At 50.9% G+C, this 16,633-nt stretch carries 15 protein-coding genes; 3 read left to right on the top strand and 12 right to left on the bottom strand.

Annotated elements, in window-relative coordinates; all coding sequences use genetic code 11:
- Nucleotides 1-6: 6 nt before the first annotated feature.
- The 6 genes from G1ANC_RS00270 to G1ANC_RS00245 all read right to left on the bottom strand — a co-directional run bounded on the left by G1ANC_RS00270 (nucleotide 7) and on the right by G1ANC_RS00245 (nucleotide 5,112).
- Nucleotides 7-1,005, bottom strand: a complete 999-nt coding sequence (locus G1ANC_RS00270) for a transketolase family protein (protein ID WP_129693044.1) — start codon at nucleotides 1,003-1,005, stop codon at nucleotides 7-9.
- Nucleotides 998-2,068: a hypothetical protein gene (locus G1ANC_RS00265; protein ID WP_129693043.1), complete on the bottom strand. Its 1,071-nt coding sequence runs from the start codon at nucleotides 2,066-2,068 to the stop codon at nucleotides 998-1,000. Before G1ANC_RS00265 ends, G1ANC_RS00270 begins: the two co-directional genes overlap by 8 nt.
- Nucleotides 2,061-2,930 carry a transketolase gene (locus tag G1ANC_RS00260; protein ID WP_129693042.1) on the bottom strand — a complete coding sequence of 290 codons (870 nt, stop codon included), beginning with the start codon at nucleotides 2,928-2,930 and terminating at the stop codon, nucleotides 2,061-2,063. The genes G1ANC_RS00265 and G1ANC_RS00260 overlap by 8 nt, the downstream gene beginning before the upstream one ends.
- Nucleotides 2,931-3,575: a ribulose-phosphate 3-epimerase gene (locus tag G1ANC_RS00255; protein WP_129693041.1), complete on the bottom strand. Its 645-nt coding sequence runs from the start codon at nucleotides 3,573-3,575 to the stop codon at nucleotides 2,931-2,933.
- Nucleotides 3,575-4,036 carry an RpiB/LacA/LacB family sugar-phosphate isomerase gene (locus tag G1ANC_RS00250; protein WP_129693040.1) on the bottom strand — a complete coding sequence of 154 codons (462 nt, stop codon included), beginning with the start codon at nucleotides 4,034-4,036 and terminating at the stop codon, nucleotides 3,575-3,577. Before G1ANC_RS00250 ends, G1ANC_RS00255 begins: the two co-directional genes overlap by 1 nt.
- A gap of 80 nt (nucleotides 4,037-4,116) precedes the next feature.
- Nucleotides 4,117-5,112, bottom strand: coding sequence for a glyceraldehyde 3-phosphate dehydrogenase NAD-binding domain-containing protein (locus G1ANC_RS00245; protein WP_129693039.1), 996 nt, complete (start codon nucleotides 5,110-5,112; stop codon nucleotides 4,117-4,119).
- Between the two features lie 80 nt (nucleotides 5,113-5,192).
- Between G1ANC_RS00245 and G1ANC_RS00240 the strand changes: the two genes are divergently transcribed.
- The gene (locus tag G1ANC_RS00240) at nucleotides 5,193-6,719 is read left to right on the top strand and encodes a bifunctional (p)ppGpp synthetase/guanosine-3',5'-bis(diphosphate) 3'-pyrophosphohydrolase (RefSeq protein WP_129693038.1); all 1,527 of its coding nucleotides are present in this window, start codon (nucleotides 5,193-5,195) and stop codon (nucleotides 6,717-6,719) included.
- 72 nt (nucleotides 6,720-6,791) lie between these two features.
- Here G1ANC_RS00240 and G1ANC_RS04210 read toward each other — a convergent pair whose 3' ends face one another.
- Both G1ANC_RS04210 and G1ANC_RS00230 read right to left on the bottom strand, forming a co-directional pair.
- On the bottom strand, nucleotides 6,792-7,403 hold the full coding sequence (locus tag G1ANC_RS04210; RefSeq protein ID WP_195157085.1) for a DUF5684 domain-containing protein: 612 nt from the start codon (nucleotides 7,401-7,403) through the stop codon (nucleotides 6,792-6,794).
- Nucleotides 7,404-7,424: 21 nt separating this feature from the next.
- Entirely contained in the window at nucleotides 7,425-7,949 is a 525-nt protein-coding gene (locus G1ANC_RS00230) for an inorganic diphosphatase (protein WP_129693037.1), read from the bottom strand.
- 72 nt (nucleotides 7,950-8,021) lie between these two features.
- Here G1ANC_RS00230 and G1ANC_RS00225 point away from each other — a divergent pair, with 72 nt between their 5' ends.
- Nucleotides 8,022-9,026, top strand: coding sequence for a phosphatidylserine/phosphatidylglycerophosphate/cardiolipin synthase family protein (locus G1ANC_RS00225; protein WP_129693036.1), 1,005 nt, complete (start codon nucleotides 8,022-8,024; stop codon nucleotides 9,024-9,026).
- 6 nt (nucleotides 9,027-9,032) lie between these two features.
- On the opposite strand, the gene G1ANC_RS00220 is transcribed toward G1ANC_RS00225, so the two are convergent.
- Genes G1ANC_RS00220 through G1ANC_RS00210 form a run of 3 tightly spaced genes read right to left on the bottom strand, consistent with a single transcriptional unit; the run spans nucleotide 9,033 to nucleotide 13,144 of the window.
- The gene (locus G1ANC_RS00220; protein ID WP_129693035.1) at nucleotides 9,033-9,962 is read right to left on the bottom strand and encodes an NAD(P)/FAD-dependent oxidoreductase; all 930 of its coding nucleotides are present in this window, start codon (nucleotides 9,960-9,962) and stop codon (nucleotides 9,033-9,035) included.
- A gap of 18 nt (nucleotides 9,963-9,980) precedes the next feature.
- Nucleotides 9,981-10,670, bottom strand: coding sequence for an FKBP-type peptidyl-prolyl cis-trans isomerase (locus G1ANC_RS00215; RefSeq protein WP_129693034.1), 690 nt, complete (start codon nucleotides 10,668-10,670; stop codon nucleotides 9,981-9,983).
- Between the two features lie 47 nt (nucleotides 10,671-10,717).
- Nucleotides 10,718-13,144 (bottom strand): cation-translocating P-type ATPase, encoded by a 2,427-nt coding sequence (locus tag G1ANC_RS00210; RefSeq protein ID WP_129693033.1) that lies wholly within the window; start codon nucleotides 13,142-13,144, stop codon nucleotides 10,718-10,720.
- 141 nt (nucleotides 13,145-13,285) lie between these two features.
- Between G1ANC_RS00210 and G1ANC_RS00205 the strand changes: the two genes are divergently transcribed.
- A complete protein-coding gene (locus G1ANC_RS00205; RefSeq protein WP_129693032.1) occupies nucleotides 13,286-14,701 on the top strand; it encodes a threonine/serine exporter ThrE family protein in 1,416 nt (471 codons plus the stop codon).
- Nucleotide 14,702: 1 nt separating this feature from the next.
- Here the strand turns inward: G1ANC_RS00205 and G1ANC_RS00200 are convergent.
- Nucleotides 14,703-16,633, bottom strand: a 1,931-nt coding sequence (locus G1ANC_RS00200; RefSeq protein WP_164997940.1) for a phenylalanine--tRNA ligase subunit beta, incomplete at its 5' end; no start/stop codon positions are given.

The raw sequence follows: 16,633 nt of genomic DNA, 5'->3' as shown, positions 1-16,633 counted from the left end.
CTTTCCTTAAAATCCTGCATGGTATTGCGGCACGCGATCAACAAATTCGCGCGTCTTCTGAGCGATACTCGCTTCATCAAGTCCAAAGGCTTGCAGCAACTCGCCAGCCTCGCCGCTCTCGCCGAAACGATCATTCATGCCGATGCGCAATAACGGCGACGGCAACTGTTCGCCTAGCAATTCGGCGACCGCGCCGCCCAAACCGCCAGCAATTTGCGCGTCCTCAACTGTAACTACCCGGCCAGTTTTGCGAACACTGGCCAGAATCGTCTCGTTATCAAGCGGCTTGACCGTTGGCACATGTACCACTTCGACCGAGACGCTGCTACTTTGCAATTCGTTAGCTGCTCGCAGCGCGTACGCCGTCATGATGCCAGTGCTGACAATCGTCGCATCGCTGCCCTGGCGCAACACATACGCCTGGCCAATCTCGAATGGCGAATCCAGTGTACTGAATGTCGGCGTAGCAGCGCGCGTTAACCGCAAGTAAGCCGGCTTATCGGTCCTGGCAAGTACTTTGGTGGCTTTCTCAGCCTCAATAGCATCACCCGGGCAAACGACAATCATGTTCGGCAACACCCGCATCAACGCGATATCCTCAAACATTTGGTGGGTAGCACCATCCGGCCCAACCGTTGTACCGCTATGTCCGCCGACAATCTTAACCGGCATGTCGTTAAGCGCAATCGTCGCTTTGATTTGTTCCCAGCTGCGCCCTGGGTGAAACGCCGCATAGCTGGCTGCAAACGGAATTTTACCAGCGCGCGCTAGGCCGCTTGCCACCGTCGCTAAATTCTGCTCGGCGATACCGACCTCGATATAACGCTCAGGAAAAGCCTTGGCAAAAGCATCCATTTTGACGCTCTCGACCAGATCGGCGCACAGTCCAACTACTCGCTCATCAGCTTCGCCGGCTGCCTTCAAGCCGCGCCCAAAACCAGCGCGCGTGGCTTCTGCTTCTGGTTTTTCATTATAAATGTTGTCATTTAGAGGATAATTATACACGGCCTTCTCCTGAATATCGTTTTGCATCTTTTTTCTCGAGAATCACTAGCGATCGGAACATCGCCTTGGCGCTTTCTGAAACAGCGAGCGATTCTTTATTGTTGTATAAGTACAATAAGTAGCTTCCTTTACCGTATGCTCGCGAGCAAATCACTGATAAATGCGGCTTACCGCTGCTGTCATTAGCCAAAACGCGAGCACACAAAAGTTGCACAGCGCCGCGGTCATTCGCGAAATCAGCAAATGATTGATACCACTCTATACCAGTCACCAAATCACCGTTACTCTTCGCATTTCCGATCTTGTCTTCGATAACTTTTCGCGAATTAACTCTATCAGAACTACTGCTAAAATTTTCGCTACCAACCACAGATATAGTCATTAAAATACTGTTGCTATCCCGATACCAATGAATACCGTTATCGTTCTCAAATTCTTTCCAGCCCTCTGGCAATTTGCCGTTTTCGATGCGCCAAACTGGCGAACCCTGCGGCTGGTAATTATCATCAAGCGAGACGCTTCGGACAGTTCTGGCGCTATCTTTCTCCTTGCCTTTGTTATCACCGGCGTGATCAAACTGCGAGAAAAGCGGCTGCATCGCCCCAGACACTAGAAGTATCGTAACGATAATAGAAATAACAAGCGTAACCGAATTAATAATAATACCGATAACACCTGCTGCTTTCGAAGTACCGTAGCGGTTCGCCTTAACAACGCTAGCAATGCCGAGCGGCAAGCCAATCATACTCACCCAAAGCAAGCCAAGTATGATACTAACAGCACCCATCCAGTTGCCCGGCGACTGTGTTGGCGCAGGCTGCGAATACGGATAAGCGTAAGGGCTAGCCGGCGGATAAGTATTGTTTGCCGGCGGAGCGGTGTACTGCGGAGCAGCATATTGCGGCGCTGGCGGCGAAACAGGCGGCGCTGAGGCAGCTGGCTGAACTGGCGGCTCTGACGGAGCGGATGCGGCCGAAGGCTTCGGCGGTTTCGGCGGCTTTGGTGGAGTTGGCGGTTTCGGCGCCTTGGATGGCATCGAATTGTTAGACGATTGATTACTCATAATATCCTCCTGCATCTTGCTGTAATTCTGAATGCGCCAAATCAGCCAGCGCCGTAGCCGCCTGATCGCTTGATGGCGCTACGCCGTGCCACTTGTAATCGTATTCCATAAAGCCAACACCGCGGCCTGGAATCGTATGCGCGATGATACAGCACGGCCGATTCTCGATCGCCTTAGCCAGATTCACCGCGCCGATGATGCCTTCGATATTGTTGCCGTCGATTTCTTGGACGTGCCAGCCAAAGCTTTCCCACTTACCGCGCAAATCTTCCAGCGGCATGACATCTTCGGTCGGGCCGTCAATCTGGATATTATTGCGGTCAATGAAGAGGATTAACTGGCGTAGTTTATACTTACCGGCAAACATCGCCGACTCCCAGATATTACCTTCATCAAGCTCGCCGTCGCCGGCAATCGCGTACACCCAGCGGTGGCGCTGCTTATCCAGATACTGCAGCGCATACGCGTAACCCGCCGCTTGCCCGATACCGCTGCCTAGCGGCCCGGAAGTATTCTCGAGCCCTGGCAACTTGACGCGCTCTGGGTGGCCCTGCAGGCGCGATCCGAGCTTGCGCAGCGTCGACAGCTCCTCGACTGGGAAGTATCCTGCCTCGGCCATGGCCGCGTATTGTACCGGCACTGTGTGGCCATTACTCAACATGAAGATATCGCGCTCTGGCCATTCAGGGTTCTGCGGATCGATATTCATAATATTGAAATATAGTGCCGTGACGATATCCGCCAGCCCCAGCGCACCGCCTGGGTGCCCGCTCTTGGCCAGCTCTAGCATATGAACTACGTCGCGCCGCACATCGTTGGCTTTTATTTTGAGCTGTGGAATAGATAATTTTTCGCGAGCCACCTAGATTACTCCTTGCTTATTAACTTCTGCTACTAATTTCTGATAAGCTTCTGCCGGATCTGGCGCCGAATGGATAGCGCTGCCGCAGTTGACGATATTAACGCCGCCTTGCGCCAGGCTAAAAACATTTTCGAGCGTCGCGCCGCCATCCCAGCCGACTTCAACGCTAGGATGGATGCTGCGAATCAAGCGAACCTTTTCCAGCTGCATCAAGCTGGCCTTGCCGCCGTAGTGGCCCAAATCACCGCTAAACACCAGTACATGATCAACTGCGCTGATGACATCTTTGACGGTATTTGGCACCGTTGGGCGCAGCAATCCCACGCCAGTCTGAATACCCGAAGCTTTGAGCTGCTGGATAGAAGGCTGCAAATCCTCATCAACTTCGGCATGAAAAATCACCAGCGACGGCCGCATTTGCACCAAAGCATCAACATACAAACTCGGCCGCGCTACCATAGCATGGATATCAACCTGCCAATCTTGCGGCCACCACATTTCGCTCAGCTCAACGGTTTTGGTCGGTGCAAATTCACCATCAGCCAAATCTAGATGAACGCGCTTAGCGAACGGCGATAAACGCTCAATCGTTAGCTTGTAATCTTCTGCATTTTCGCAGAGCACTGTCGGAACAATCTCGGCCATCAGAAAGCATCCAATTCTGCGTTGCGACGAACAAACCGCGCCGCGCCGGCAAATGGCGTAGCGATCCACTCGTCAATAATTTCTTTCCAGAGCTCTAAGTCGTCGCCCGGAGCGTCCAGTACCCGCGCCGGCAAGCATAGGACGTTACAGTCGTTATCATTACGGCACTCATGCGCTTCGAACTTATCCCAAATCACTGCCGCCCGGATGCCGCGAAAACGGTTAGCTGCCATCGCCATACCTTGGCCGCCAGTGCAAACCAGAATCGCCCGCGGATCAGTAGAATCGTCCTCGCCCAACACCTTGGTCACGGCCATTTGAGCAAACTGCGGGAAGTCGTCCTGCGGATCGAGTATCTTGTCGCCGACATCCTCCCACTCGATGCCGCGCTTGGTCAGATAAGCTTCAATCTTCTCCTTCAGATAAAACCCACCATGATCCGCTCCTAGAAAAATCTTCATACTACAAGTATAAGCATAATGCGCGCCCCTGGCAAGCCCCGTTAGAGTAGGATTTTGTTAATCCTATCATAAGAGTAAGCTTACTGCACATTCCGCGCNTANCGTCCAGTTTCAGCCGCCAACTCGACCAAACGGTTAGCGCTGGCCCACTCGCCATCGTACCAAGTCGACACTTGCGCCAATCGCACGGCAACCACCGACGTCAAGCCGACATCAACTGTCGAGCTGTAGCTATTGCCGCGAAAATCCTCGGCTACCAGCTCTTTGTCGGTAACTGCCAAAATGCCGCTATACAGCGGTTCGCGGGCAGCATGCGTTAAAATCTCGTTTATTTTCTTGGCCGCGATTGATTCGCGCAGCAGCAGCGAAACCGTTGATAGACCAACGTTACCGTACTGGCGGCTGCTAATTGCAAGCCCGCTTACCGCGCTCGCAACATTTGGCAAAACTGCCTGCAATCGCTGGCCGTAATCAGCCGCCATCGCCACCAAGTCGCTGTCGCCCAGACGCTCAGTCTTTAATAGCGAACCAGCAAAATGATAATTGCCAGTCGCTGTAATCGTTGCCGCCTCGACACCAACCGCTTGATCAAGCGCTGCAATGACTGGCGCTACCGAGCTAATCGCCGCATCGCCGCTGCAGACAATATCCGTCGAGACATTGACCAATCCGTCATTGACGCCCATGACGATCGTCGCAAAATCAGCGCACTGCGACAACGACGCCACGCGCCGAGCGCCAGCTGTCCGATGGCGGCGTAGTTCAGCAGCATCAGTCTGGCATCCGGCATCAATCAAAACATCAATACCGAGGTCGTCCCACGGCAATTTGGTTGTCCGCTTGTCGCTTATGATAGGAATGATCCGGTCGCCAACATATAGCGACGCGTCGCCAGTGCCAATCGCCTTGGCATAATGGCCATAAATCGAGTCGTGCTTCAGCAGATAAGCGCACTGCTCGGCGCTCAGATGCGTCCGAATAGCCGCTATTTCGATATCTGAACGGCTCTGCGCAATTTTGAAAACACTGCGGCCAACCCGGCAAAAACCGTTAATCGCTACCTTTATCTTCACCATGCCCACTCCTTGATTAAGCCATCTTTGCTAATATTTTAGCAAAAGCGCAATAGCTTTGGCAAATTTGCTATAATAAGGCTATGAACGAGGTCGAGCTGGTTAATCTGGCTAGAAGCCATTACAGTGAAGAGCAGGTCGCATTGTTAGAAAAAGCAATCCATTATGCTACCGATAAACACGACGGGCAACTACGCAAGAGCGGCGAGCCGTACATCACTCACCCGCTGCAAGTCGCTGCTATGCTGGTCGACTGGGGCATGGATATTGATTCGGTGATTGCTGGCGTACTGCACGATACAGTCGAGGACACTGATGCTACACTAGAGGAAATCACCGAGCTATTCGGCCGGGATATCGCTTTTCTGGTTGACGGTGTCACCAAGGTTAGCCAAGCCCGCGCCGGCATGAAAAACCTCGAATCGTATTTGCCAAGTACTACCGATAATTTGACGAAATTACTCATCGCTGTCGGCCAAGACGTGCGAGTGATCATCATCAAGCTGGCCGACCGCCTGCATAATATGCAAACTTTGCAATTCAAAAGTCCGGAAAAGCAGAAGAAAATCGCTCGCGAGACACTGGATGTTTTCGCACCGTTAGCCGATCGGTTAAATATGGGGCGACTGCGCGTACAGCTCGAAGAGTTGAGCTTCAAATATTTAATGCCCGAGGAATACAACCAAACTGTCGCCCTCAAGGATAGCCGCTTAAAGAAATCTCAACGCAAGCTAGATGCCGTCCGCCGCGCTGTCGATTCGCGCCTCAGCGACGAGAAAATCCAGCACCAAATCGACGGCCGCGTCAAGAGTACCTACAGCCTGTATAAGAAGATGAAGCGCGTCCCCAACATCGACGATATTTACGATTTGATCGCGCTAAGGATTATCGTTGACGACATCGACACTTGCTATCTGGTACTCAACGAACTGCACAATATGTACGAGCCGATGGTTGGGCGAATCAAAGATTACATCTCGAAACCGAAGCCCAACGGCTACCAATCACTGCACACTACGGTGGTTACTAAAAACGGCCAAGCGGTCGAATTCCAGATCCGCACCCGCGAGATGCACGATTACGCCGAACGCGGACTGGCAGCCAGTTTTCATTATAATGAGCAAAAGCTAACTGATGCTTATATCAAGGGCAAAATGACCAGCCTGCCGACAGATTTACACTGGATTAAGCATTTGCAGTCGGCAGCATCGATGATTCGCGAAGGTAAAGATTTCGACGTTGATAATTTGAAGGTCGATTTGTTCGGCGACCGGATTTTTATTTATTCGCCAAAGGGTGATATTTACGACCTGCCAGACGGCGCTTTCCCGTTAGATTTTGCCTACCGCGTGCACTCTGATCTAGCCGCTAAATCAAGCGGATTTCTAATAAACGGCAAGATGGAACCATTCAGCTACAAATTGCAGCACGGTGATACCGTCGAGATTCTAACCAACAAGCGCGCTCGCCCAAAGCCCGGCTGGAACGAATATGTCATCACTGGACACGCCCGTATGAAGCTCAAGGCCCAGCTCAAAAAAACCTCGCTACTAGGCCGCGCTGGCAGCCTATTGCAGCGCACAGCACCGTTTCGCCGCAACAAAAAATAGCGGCCAAAACGAAAATAGCCAGACAAATTCTGGCTATTTTGCTAAGTTTGCACCTAAGGTTCGCTACCTACCCTATGCTTGCGGCTGCTGAGGCGGCTGCGGCTGTCCACCTTCAGCTACCGGCGGCTGAGGCTGGACAACCGTTGCAGCTGGTTGTTGCGGTTGAGCGTATGGCTGCGGTTGTTGAGTATAGGCTACCGGTTGTTGCGGTTGTCCGTAAGCTGGCTGCGGTGCGTAATACCCAGGCTGCGGCGGCTGGCCGTAGACAGGTTGCTGCCGCATAACCGGGCCAACATAGCGGCTTGAACCAAACGCCAAAATCGGATTCATAATCGCCGGGAAGAAGATCATCAAAACACCAAAACCAGTCGTTTTGCCGAACGATTTTGCTAAATCTAGCGGTAACACGATCGAAATGTATATATGGGCAAACGGCAAGAACATCAGTACGACTTGCCACTCTGGCCGGCCGACAATCTGCATCATTACTACCATGTTATATATTGGCACTAATGACGCCCAGCCTGGCTTGCCAGCCTTAGTGAAGATTCGCCACATGGCGATAATCATTAGTATGGAAACTGCCATTACAATTAAGATGACAAACAGCCAAATTACAACTGCAACCGCACCGACATCGCTGCTAGCCGCATAAGTCGAAGTTGAATAATCATAATAATCCATAATTTGCTCCGTTTAAGTTTATTACTGATTATTATAGCGGTCAATGCATTGTTTGACAATCGTCTTGGCTTCCTCGACATCGCCCCAGCCCTTGACGATAGTACTGCCTGGCTTCTTGAGGTCTTTGTAATGAGTGAAGTGATGTTCAAGCTGCTTAACCAGCTGCGGAATGTCGTCGAGCGAGTTGATGCGGTCGTCGTCGCGATTATCAGCTGGCACCACGACTACTTTGTCATCGACTTCGCCGTCATCTTCGAAGCGCAGCACGCCAATAATGCGCGCCTCCAACCACACGCCAGTCGTTAGCGGCTCTGGGCAAATAATCAGCGTATCTAGCTCATCGCCGTCCTCATCAAGCGTCTGCGGAATAAAGCCGTAATTGCACGGCTTAGCAAAGATTTTTGGCTCGACGCGGTCCAGCATAAAGGCCGCCCGCTGACGATCCCATTCGACTTTCAGGCGCGACCCTTCGGGAATTTCTACCACAGTATTGACTAGCCCGCCATTGACATCTCCCGGGTCAAGAACTTTATTAAAATCTGCCATATTGCTCCTTTGCTTACAGTTACTACCTATATAGTACCAGTTTTTTACGCTATAGAGTATACTAATAGAGATATGAGTAAGAAAAAGAGTCCGACGCTACTGACAGCAGAAGACTATATGTCGGATTTAGCAGTTAAAATTGATAACGCCAAGCAGCGCGTCAATATGGTAGCGACCACCTTTCGCGCCGATGATAAGCACACCGAAGCCGTAATCGCTGCCGTCGAGCGCGCGGCGGCTGAACGCGGCGTACCAGCCTCGGTTTGTGCCGATTCATTCACTTATCTCGAACCGAAGGAATTCATTCTGCGTTCGCCGCGCCGCCAGCCATCGCGCGCCGTTCACGCCATGAAATTAGAACGGCGGCTAAAAAGAGCAGGCGTGGCTTTTCGCTGGCTCGGTCAAAAGGCCAATATGCTAATGACTGGCCGCACTCATAGCAAGTGGTCGATTGTTGACGACATAGTCTACGCTTGCGGCGGCGTCAATATGGACCACGAGAGCCTAGCTAATGTCGATTACATGTTCCGATTTGATAATAAAGTGTTAGCTGATAAGCTATCTAACGAGCAATACCTTATCGCTCGCGCCGACAAGCGCGGCGGTTCGATTCGCAATTCAATGTTTGGCCTCGACGAACACTCGACTGTCCTGGTTGACCAAGGTTTGCCAACTAATTCTCTCATTTACAAGCGCGCCTGCGACCTAGCCGAACAAGCTGAAAACATCGTACTAGTATCGCAGTACTGCCCGACTGGCAAACTCAACCGCATTCTCAAGCGCAAAAATGCCAAATTGTATTTCAATAATTGGCGCACTGCCTCGCCGATCAATAAACTTCTCATCAAACTCGGCACCTTAACCAGCCGGCAACAAACCCTATATCAGCATCCGCAATATCTGCACGCCAAATTCATTGTTTTCACGATGCCTGACGGCTCGAAAATAGCATTATCAGGGTCGCACAATTTCATGCGCGGCTCTGGCATCATGGGCACGCGCGAAATCGCCCTCGAGACTAGCGACCCAGCCATCATTAAACAACTCGAAGCTTTCCGCAAGAAATACGTCGAATAGCAGCAGTTATTTGACGCTTTCTAAATACTCGCGGATACTCAGCGCCGCTGTCGCCCCCTCGCCGACAGCACTAGCTACCTGCATGGTAGCGCCGCTGCGGACATCGCCGCTAGCAAATACGCCCGGCAAAGCCGTCGCCAAATGGTCGTCGGTTTTGATAAAGCCGTACTCGTCAAGCTCAACGCCGCTATCCGCCAAAAACTGCGTATTCGGCTTCAAGCCGATGAAAACAAACACGCCGTCAGCCTCGAAAGTCGTTTCTGCGCCGTTTTCGAGCGCCCGCACCGCCGCCACCGCGCCGTCCTCGCCGACGATTTCTTGCGCTACTGTTTGCAAATGTACGGTAATTTTGCCATTATCAATGTATTTCTGCAAATCGTCCTGTAGAGTCTTGCTGGCCTTTACGGAACTTCGCACCAGCAAATCAATATGCTCGGCAAAACGCGTCAAAAACATCGCTTCCTGGACGCCAGAATTGCCGCCACCAACAACGACTAACCTTTTACCTTTATAAAAAGCACCGTCGCAGGTCGCACAATAATGCACGCCGCGGCCATAAAATTCTGCCTCGCCAGGAATGCCAAGTTTCTTATAACCGCTGCCTGTAGCAATCAGTACAGCGCGAGCTTTAACCTCTTGACCGTCAACTGTCAAAATATTAACGCCATCCTGATGGCGCAGTGCTGAAACGTCGCCGTAATCAATCTTGGCACCAAAGCGTTCAGCTTGCTTGCGCAGATTATCTGCTAATTCCATCCCTGGGACGCCATCGGGAAAACCGGGATAGTTGTCGATTTTATCGGTAATTGCCGCTAGACCGCCAACGACGCCCTTCTCGTAAAGAGTCGTAGCAATACCCTCGCGCGTAGTATAAATCGCTGCCGCTAGCGCACTCGGGCCAGCGCCAATCATCACCACAGGTTTTATATCTTCCATGCAGATTTCCTCCTCGTCTTACTGCGCTCGTTGAGCTTCTTGGTATGCGTTCATCAGCTTCGTCATATCTGGCGGAGTGATAGTTTCTGGCGCTGGAATCGCCATAACGACGAATTTCAATGGCATGTTCGGCGCGATAATTTGCTTGCCTTTAGAGTCTTTGCTGCCGGCCTCGCCGTATGCTTTGTCAGCTGGGATAGACAATAGCCGCACGCCGCCGATTTTCATTCCTTTCAAGCCTTCTTTCCAGCCGTTAATTATACCAGCCGTGCTCAACCCGCTTACTGGCAACGGCGTTTTCAGCTTATTATTATCAATGCTCTGATCAAAGATATCACCATTTGCATCCCAGCCAATATAATAAGCCGCAAAATTAGTTTTATCGTCTACCAATGCGCCATCGCCCTCTGTTAGATCTTCGGTCACTAGCGATTTGACGCTATCGATTTCGAACTTTGCAACTTGGCTAGAATACTGTTTGAACGTCTCGTAATATTTAGCTGACAGCTTGTCGGCTTGCGCTTGTTTTTTTTGTTCGTAAGCAGTTTGCTCTTTTTTATACTCGCTTAGAACTTTTTGGTAGTCCGCCTGAGCTTGCTTGTTTGACTGCATTGATAAAATCATCACTGCGAATGATCCTAACGTACCTAGAACGGTCGCGACCACAATAATCAAAATGCCAGCACGTTGCTTCCTTGACGTTGCCATTATTTCCCCTCTCTAGTTTATCTTTTCATTATAGCATAAAATCTCGATTATTTCCATAGTTTGCGCACAATTGCCGCCAGCAGCGACGCAAAAATCGCCGCGGTTGCCGCTAAGCCGAATTCAGCTGGCGGCAACGGTGCGATTTTGAATAAATTGCGCAGAAATGGCAGACTATAGACCACCGCCAAGGCGACAGAAGCCGTGACCACCACAATGGCCAAGGCATTCTTGCCACGCTGTTTAACAGCCAAGCGAATGATTTTGCGGCCGGATAGCGCCAAAATCATACCGATGTTAGCGAGAATTATCGTTAAGTAAGTTACCGCTCGCGCTTGATCGCTAGAAGCACCACTACCCAGCATGCGGCCATGAATTAGAACGGCCATCAGCGCCAGCAAGCCGCCAATTGCTAAACTTTCTAGCACTACCGCTCGACTAAATAATGGCTGCGAAATTCGCCGCGGCGGCTGGCGCATCGCGTCTTCATCCTCTGGCTCGCCCTCAAACACTAGCGTACAAGCAGGATCAATAATAAATTCAAAAAATACGATGTGAATTGGCAGTAAAATCAATTCCCAACCAAGCAATACTGGCACAATTGACAACGCAGCAATCGGGATATGCACAATCATGATATACATCACCGCTTTTTGCAAGTTAGCAAAAATCCTTCGGCCGATACGCACACCCTGAACGATCGAAGCAAAGTTGTCGTCCAATAGCACCAGAGACGCCGCTTCGCGCGCAACGTCGGTACCGCGCTGGCCCATAGCGATACCGATATGCGCGCTCTTGAGGGCCGGGCCGTCATTAACGCCGTCGCCAGTCATCGCTACCACTTCGCCGTTTTGCTTCAAGGCAGTAATGATCGCCAGCTTAACATTTGGTGCGACGCGGCTGTAGATTTCTGTGGTTTTGACAAGCTCGCGCTGCTGTTTTTCGTTCATCGACAAAAATTCTTGACCGGTTACCACCTGCTCAGTATTCAAACCAATCTCGCGGCCGATACGCCGCGCCGTCTCGGCGTGGTCGCCAGTTAGCATAATCACTTTGATGCCAGCTCGGTGTGCCAAGGCGACAGCATCCTTAGCCTCGGTACGAATCGGATCAGACAACCCCACCAAACCTAGCAGCTCGTATTGATAGTCATCACGAGAGGGTTCGATGTTTTTCGCTACTACCTTGGCAATTGCTAATACACGCAAGCCGTCATCGGCTGCATCGTCGGCAATCTCTTGCAGTCGTCTTTGCTGCTCACGGGGCAAGCGGCATAGTCGAAAAACCTCCTCCGGAGCGCCTTTCAACGCTATAATTTCAGGCTTACCGCCGCGCCCCCAAATTTGCGCTACCGAAAACGAATGGCTATCTAGCGGATATTCTTTGACAATATCCATACCGTTATAAATCGCCGCCAGATCATCGGCTGCCGCCAAGAATGCCTCCTCCATCGGATCGGACGGATTTTTTTGCGACGCCAGAATGCCGTAAGAAATAATCTCTCTACGCTGCGCATCGTTAGGCTCTTCGCCGCTAATCGCAATCACCTGAGTTATCGCCATACGATTCTCGGTCAGCGTCCCAGTTTTGTCCGTGCAAAGCACCGTTGCGCCGCCAAGTGTCTCGATAGTCTGATTCTTGCGTGCTAGCACGTTGCTCTTGGCCAAGCGCCAAGCTCCCAGCGCCATAAACACCGACAAGACCACCGGAAATTCCTCGGGTAAAATCGCAATCGACAACGTCAGTCCCGCCAAAAATCCATGCAAAAAGTCGCCGCGTAACAACCAAAACAGCAACGTCAATAACATTGCCAAGAGCACTGCCGCCACCGCTATATAGCGCACGACTCGGCCAACTTCCTTTTGCAATAATGTCTTTTCTGGTTTAATTTCGTGCAGCGACACGCCAATGCGCCCCATTTCAGTATGCTCGCCGACAGCGGTTACTTCGACGAGTCCGTGTCCAGATGTTATTACCGTACCAGAGAAGACTTGGTTGCCAGCGGTCTTCTCGACTGGCAGCGATTCGCCAGTCAAAATACTTTCGTTAGCAGCGACGTTTGACGATTCAATGAGCTTACCATCAGCAGCCACTCGGCTACCTTCGCCGACAACCAAAATATCGCCAACTACCACCTCTACGCTAGGAATGGTAACATATTCGCCAGCGCGCACCACTTGGCATTGCGGCGCAGACAATGACCGCAACGCTTCCAACGCTCGCTCAGTTTTAGAATCTTGATACAATTCTAGAGCCACCACGCCAACTACCGACAGCGCCAGAACCACCGTTTCGTGCCAATCACCCAAGAAAAAGTAGACCACTACCACTGCCAGCAACAAGAAAATCATCGGCTCGCTAATAATTGTCAAGATCAGCCTAACAATGCTTTTATTTTCGCGGTCAGGCAACCGATTCTCACCATATTTCTGGCGTTGAATAACTACTTGATCGCGCGATAACCCCTGTCTACCCATACTAAATCAGTATAGCAAAAGCGGATTAATTTCGATAGCATTCAACATACCAGCAACCGCGACCATGACCCGCTGAAGGAGTTGTGAAAATGACATCATATGCCTCTAGAATACTAATAGGTTTTTTGCCATAATCAAGATATGAATCCGCTTATTCGCTTTATGCGCCACTCGCTAACAAGCATCTTGACAGCAACCGACGATGCTGATCAAGTTGATATCGAGAAAATCGATGAGACACTGACGCCGAATATGCGAGCCTTGCGGCTGGTTATGAACATGTCAGACCATTTGCTATCAATGGGCACGCCAGCGAATAGCGTCGTGCATATGGCGCTCGGGGTAACCGACACATATTGCAAGCGAAAAGTACATATCGATGTCAGCTTTAATCAAATTACGCTCTCGCAAGACCGCGGCATCGATCGCGAACCGTTGACACTGATCCGCACTATCTCGCCGCGCGCTACCGATTACCGGCTAATGCGCAAATTACAAAACCTAGCCAGCCAAATTGCCAACCATAAAGTCACTCTAGATGATGCCGAAAATGAACTCGATGCCATCATTGCCAACAATAAGCGCTATCCTGGCATTATCAGTTATATTGCTGGCGGCGGCCTGAGTGCCGGCTCGGTTGCGCTCTACACGACGTCTATACCGATTATCCTGGCTGCCTTTATCATAGGTTTTTTAATTACTCTTCTAATAAAGCTACTAGGGCGCGCTGCGCTGCCGCCATTTTTCATTCAGATTATTGCCGCGTTATCAGTCACGTTAGTCTCTACCGGTATGTTGTGGCTAGTTAATCATAAATATTGGGAATTTTTTGCTTTGATTGATCCGACGATATTAACCGTTGGCGGTATCGTCTTGCTAGTAGCTGGCATGATGATTGTCGGCGCCTTTCAAGACGCAATTGACGAATATTACGTCACGGCTAGCGCTCGGCTATTAAAGGTAGTGATGTTGACGCTTGGTATTGTACTGGGTGTAAGTATGGGCCTGTACGCCGCCAGGCAGTTTGGCTTAGCGTTTGTCGCAACCCCTAACAGCTTATCCTTTACAAACACCACCTATCAGTATATTGGCGCCGTCATCATCTCGGCATCATTTGCATTAAGTAATAATTCGCGGCCAGTTGGATTATTAATCACTGGCGCCAGCGGACTATTGGGGTATTATGTGCTGTTAGCTGTATCAGAATTAGGTTTGATAATTATCCCTGCTAACGCCGTCGCTGGATTTACTGTTGGCTTTACAGCCACTGTTGTTTCACGTTTGACCAGAATTCCTAGCCAAGCCATCATCGATGCCGGTATCGTACCGCTGGTTCCCGGCCTAACCTTATATAACGGGCTAATGGCGCTAGTCGCTAATCCGGCCGCTGCAGACGGTACTCTGTTATTGATGCGAGCTATACTAATCGCGGTAGCCATTGCTGCTGGCGCCTCGTTCGGCGTACTTATCGGCCGCCCAACACGGCGCAGCCTAGTAACGTTGCGCAACAACCTGCCAGAACGCCCGCTGCGTTCTAATCAAAAACAACTAAAATAAGCTACACTCGCTCGGCGTCAAGTTTAGTAAGCGATGCCGTCGCAATATTATCCATAATCGGTTTGACTTCAGCGTCAGTCAGGGTTTGCTGATAGCTAGTGAACGTTAATCGGAGAGTTGTAGTTTTGATAGCTGCATTGTCTTTCGGCTGGTATATACCAAGCGTCTGTACGCGGCAATGTAGGTTTTTTGACTCGTCCAAGCATTGCCGAACCGTTCGCAGTAACTCATCATGAGAAATTTCCACGCTTGAGCGCAGCGAGATATCTTGACTGATTGACGGAAAACGGCTCAGCGGCCGGTAATTATACTCTCGATTTTCAGCCAAACAGACTTGCAATTTTTCAACGTCAAGCGAGAACGCTGCCGTGTAATCTGGCAGCTTGAAATTACGCCGCACTGCCTGAGATAATTCACCGACAATACCCAGCTTGTCATCGTTTTTTGCGACAATCCAAGCACTGCGCTGGCCGTCAAACGGCGCTGGTATATCCGCGTCAGACTCTGCTATTTTCACAAAATCAGCCTCAACGTTAATATCCGCCAACAGCCTATCCACTAGCTTCCTCGCTTTATAAAACGGCGCGCCGGCTCGCGGCTTTTTGCTAGCGTAAACACCGTCGACAAACGTCTGCTCGCTTGGCAGATTCTCGTCAGTAAGCGGCAATTCTTTATCGTGAATTTTGCCGATTTCAAACAACATGAATTCGTCGTGGCCGGCTTTGATGTTGGCGTGAACTTTATCCAGCAAACTCGGTAGCACGCTAGTGCGATAATACTGCAAATCAGGGCTTAAAGCGTTGCTTAGCCGATAGGCGCGGCTCGGGTCTTGCTCGGCGTTTTTCAGGACACGCTCGTGGACGAAGCTGTAGGTCAAGACTTCGTTGGCGCCGGCGCGCGACAGGCTCTGGCGAATCGCTTGTTTGAGCTGGCAGCGCAGATTCCTCGGCGCCGGCTTGATACTGCGCATTGGCAATTGGCGCGGTAGTTTATCAAAGCCATATAGCCGGCCGACTTCTTCGACGATATCTTCAGGTAGTTCAAGGTCGGTGCGCCAGAATGGCGCGATTACTTCAAATTGATAAGGCGTATTTGGCTCGGGTTCCTCATGCGCCTTAATTTCAACATTCCTCAAGATACGGCAGATTTCTTGCGGCGAAAATTCTGTGCCCAAACGTTCATTCACAAAATTACTTTCCAACACTAAGACGCCAGTCACTGCACCCCAATCGAAAATCGAGATGGTTTCCTTGCCAGCAGAGCCAAATGTAACTCGCGAATCGCGCTGCATGACCATCAGGCGATCGTTGCGCTCATCAAACACTTCGCTCGCCTGTACCCCGCCAACCATACTCATCAGCTGCTTCAATACGGCAGCATTTTGGAGCGGCGACTGGCCCTTATTAAACCGCGTCAGCGCGTCGGTAAAAATACCGTGGCGCATGGCCGTGCGGCGCAGTGCATACATGTCAAAGTTAGCGCATTCTAGGACAATATTTTTGGTGTCATTTGAAACCTCGGTGTCGGTACCGCCCATAATTCCCGCCAGGCCAATCACACCCTCGCCATCAGCTATGACGATGTCATCACTCGTCAACTCATATTCTTTGCCATTGAGCAAACTGACTTTCTCGCCGTCACGAGCCATCCGCGCCCCGAGTGTAGACCCGCGCAATTTGTCATAATCATAGGCGTGCGTTGGCTGCGCCGTCATCAGCATAATGTAATTCGTGGCATCAACAATGTTGTTAATCGGCTTACCGCCCATTGCCACCAGCTGGCATTGCAGCCACAGCGGACTGGGCTTGACCTCGATATCTTTAATCGCTACCGCCATGAAGCGCGGCACTAATTCTGGCGCGTCATTAAAAACTTCCAACTCCAAACCTTCACCACCAGCAAATTTCTGCTCCTCTTTGTACCAATCGGGAC

The sequence above is a fragment of the Candidatus Nanosynsacchari sp. TM7_ANC_38.39_G1_1 genome (genome assembly GCF_004138385.1).
Note: the sequence above shows the minus strand (reverse complement) of the source record. Positions and strands in the feature narration are given on the sequence as shown.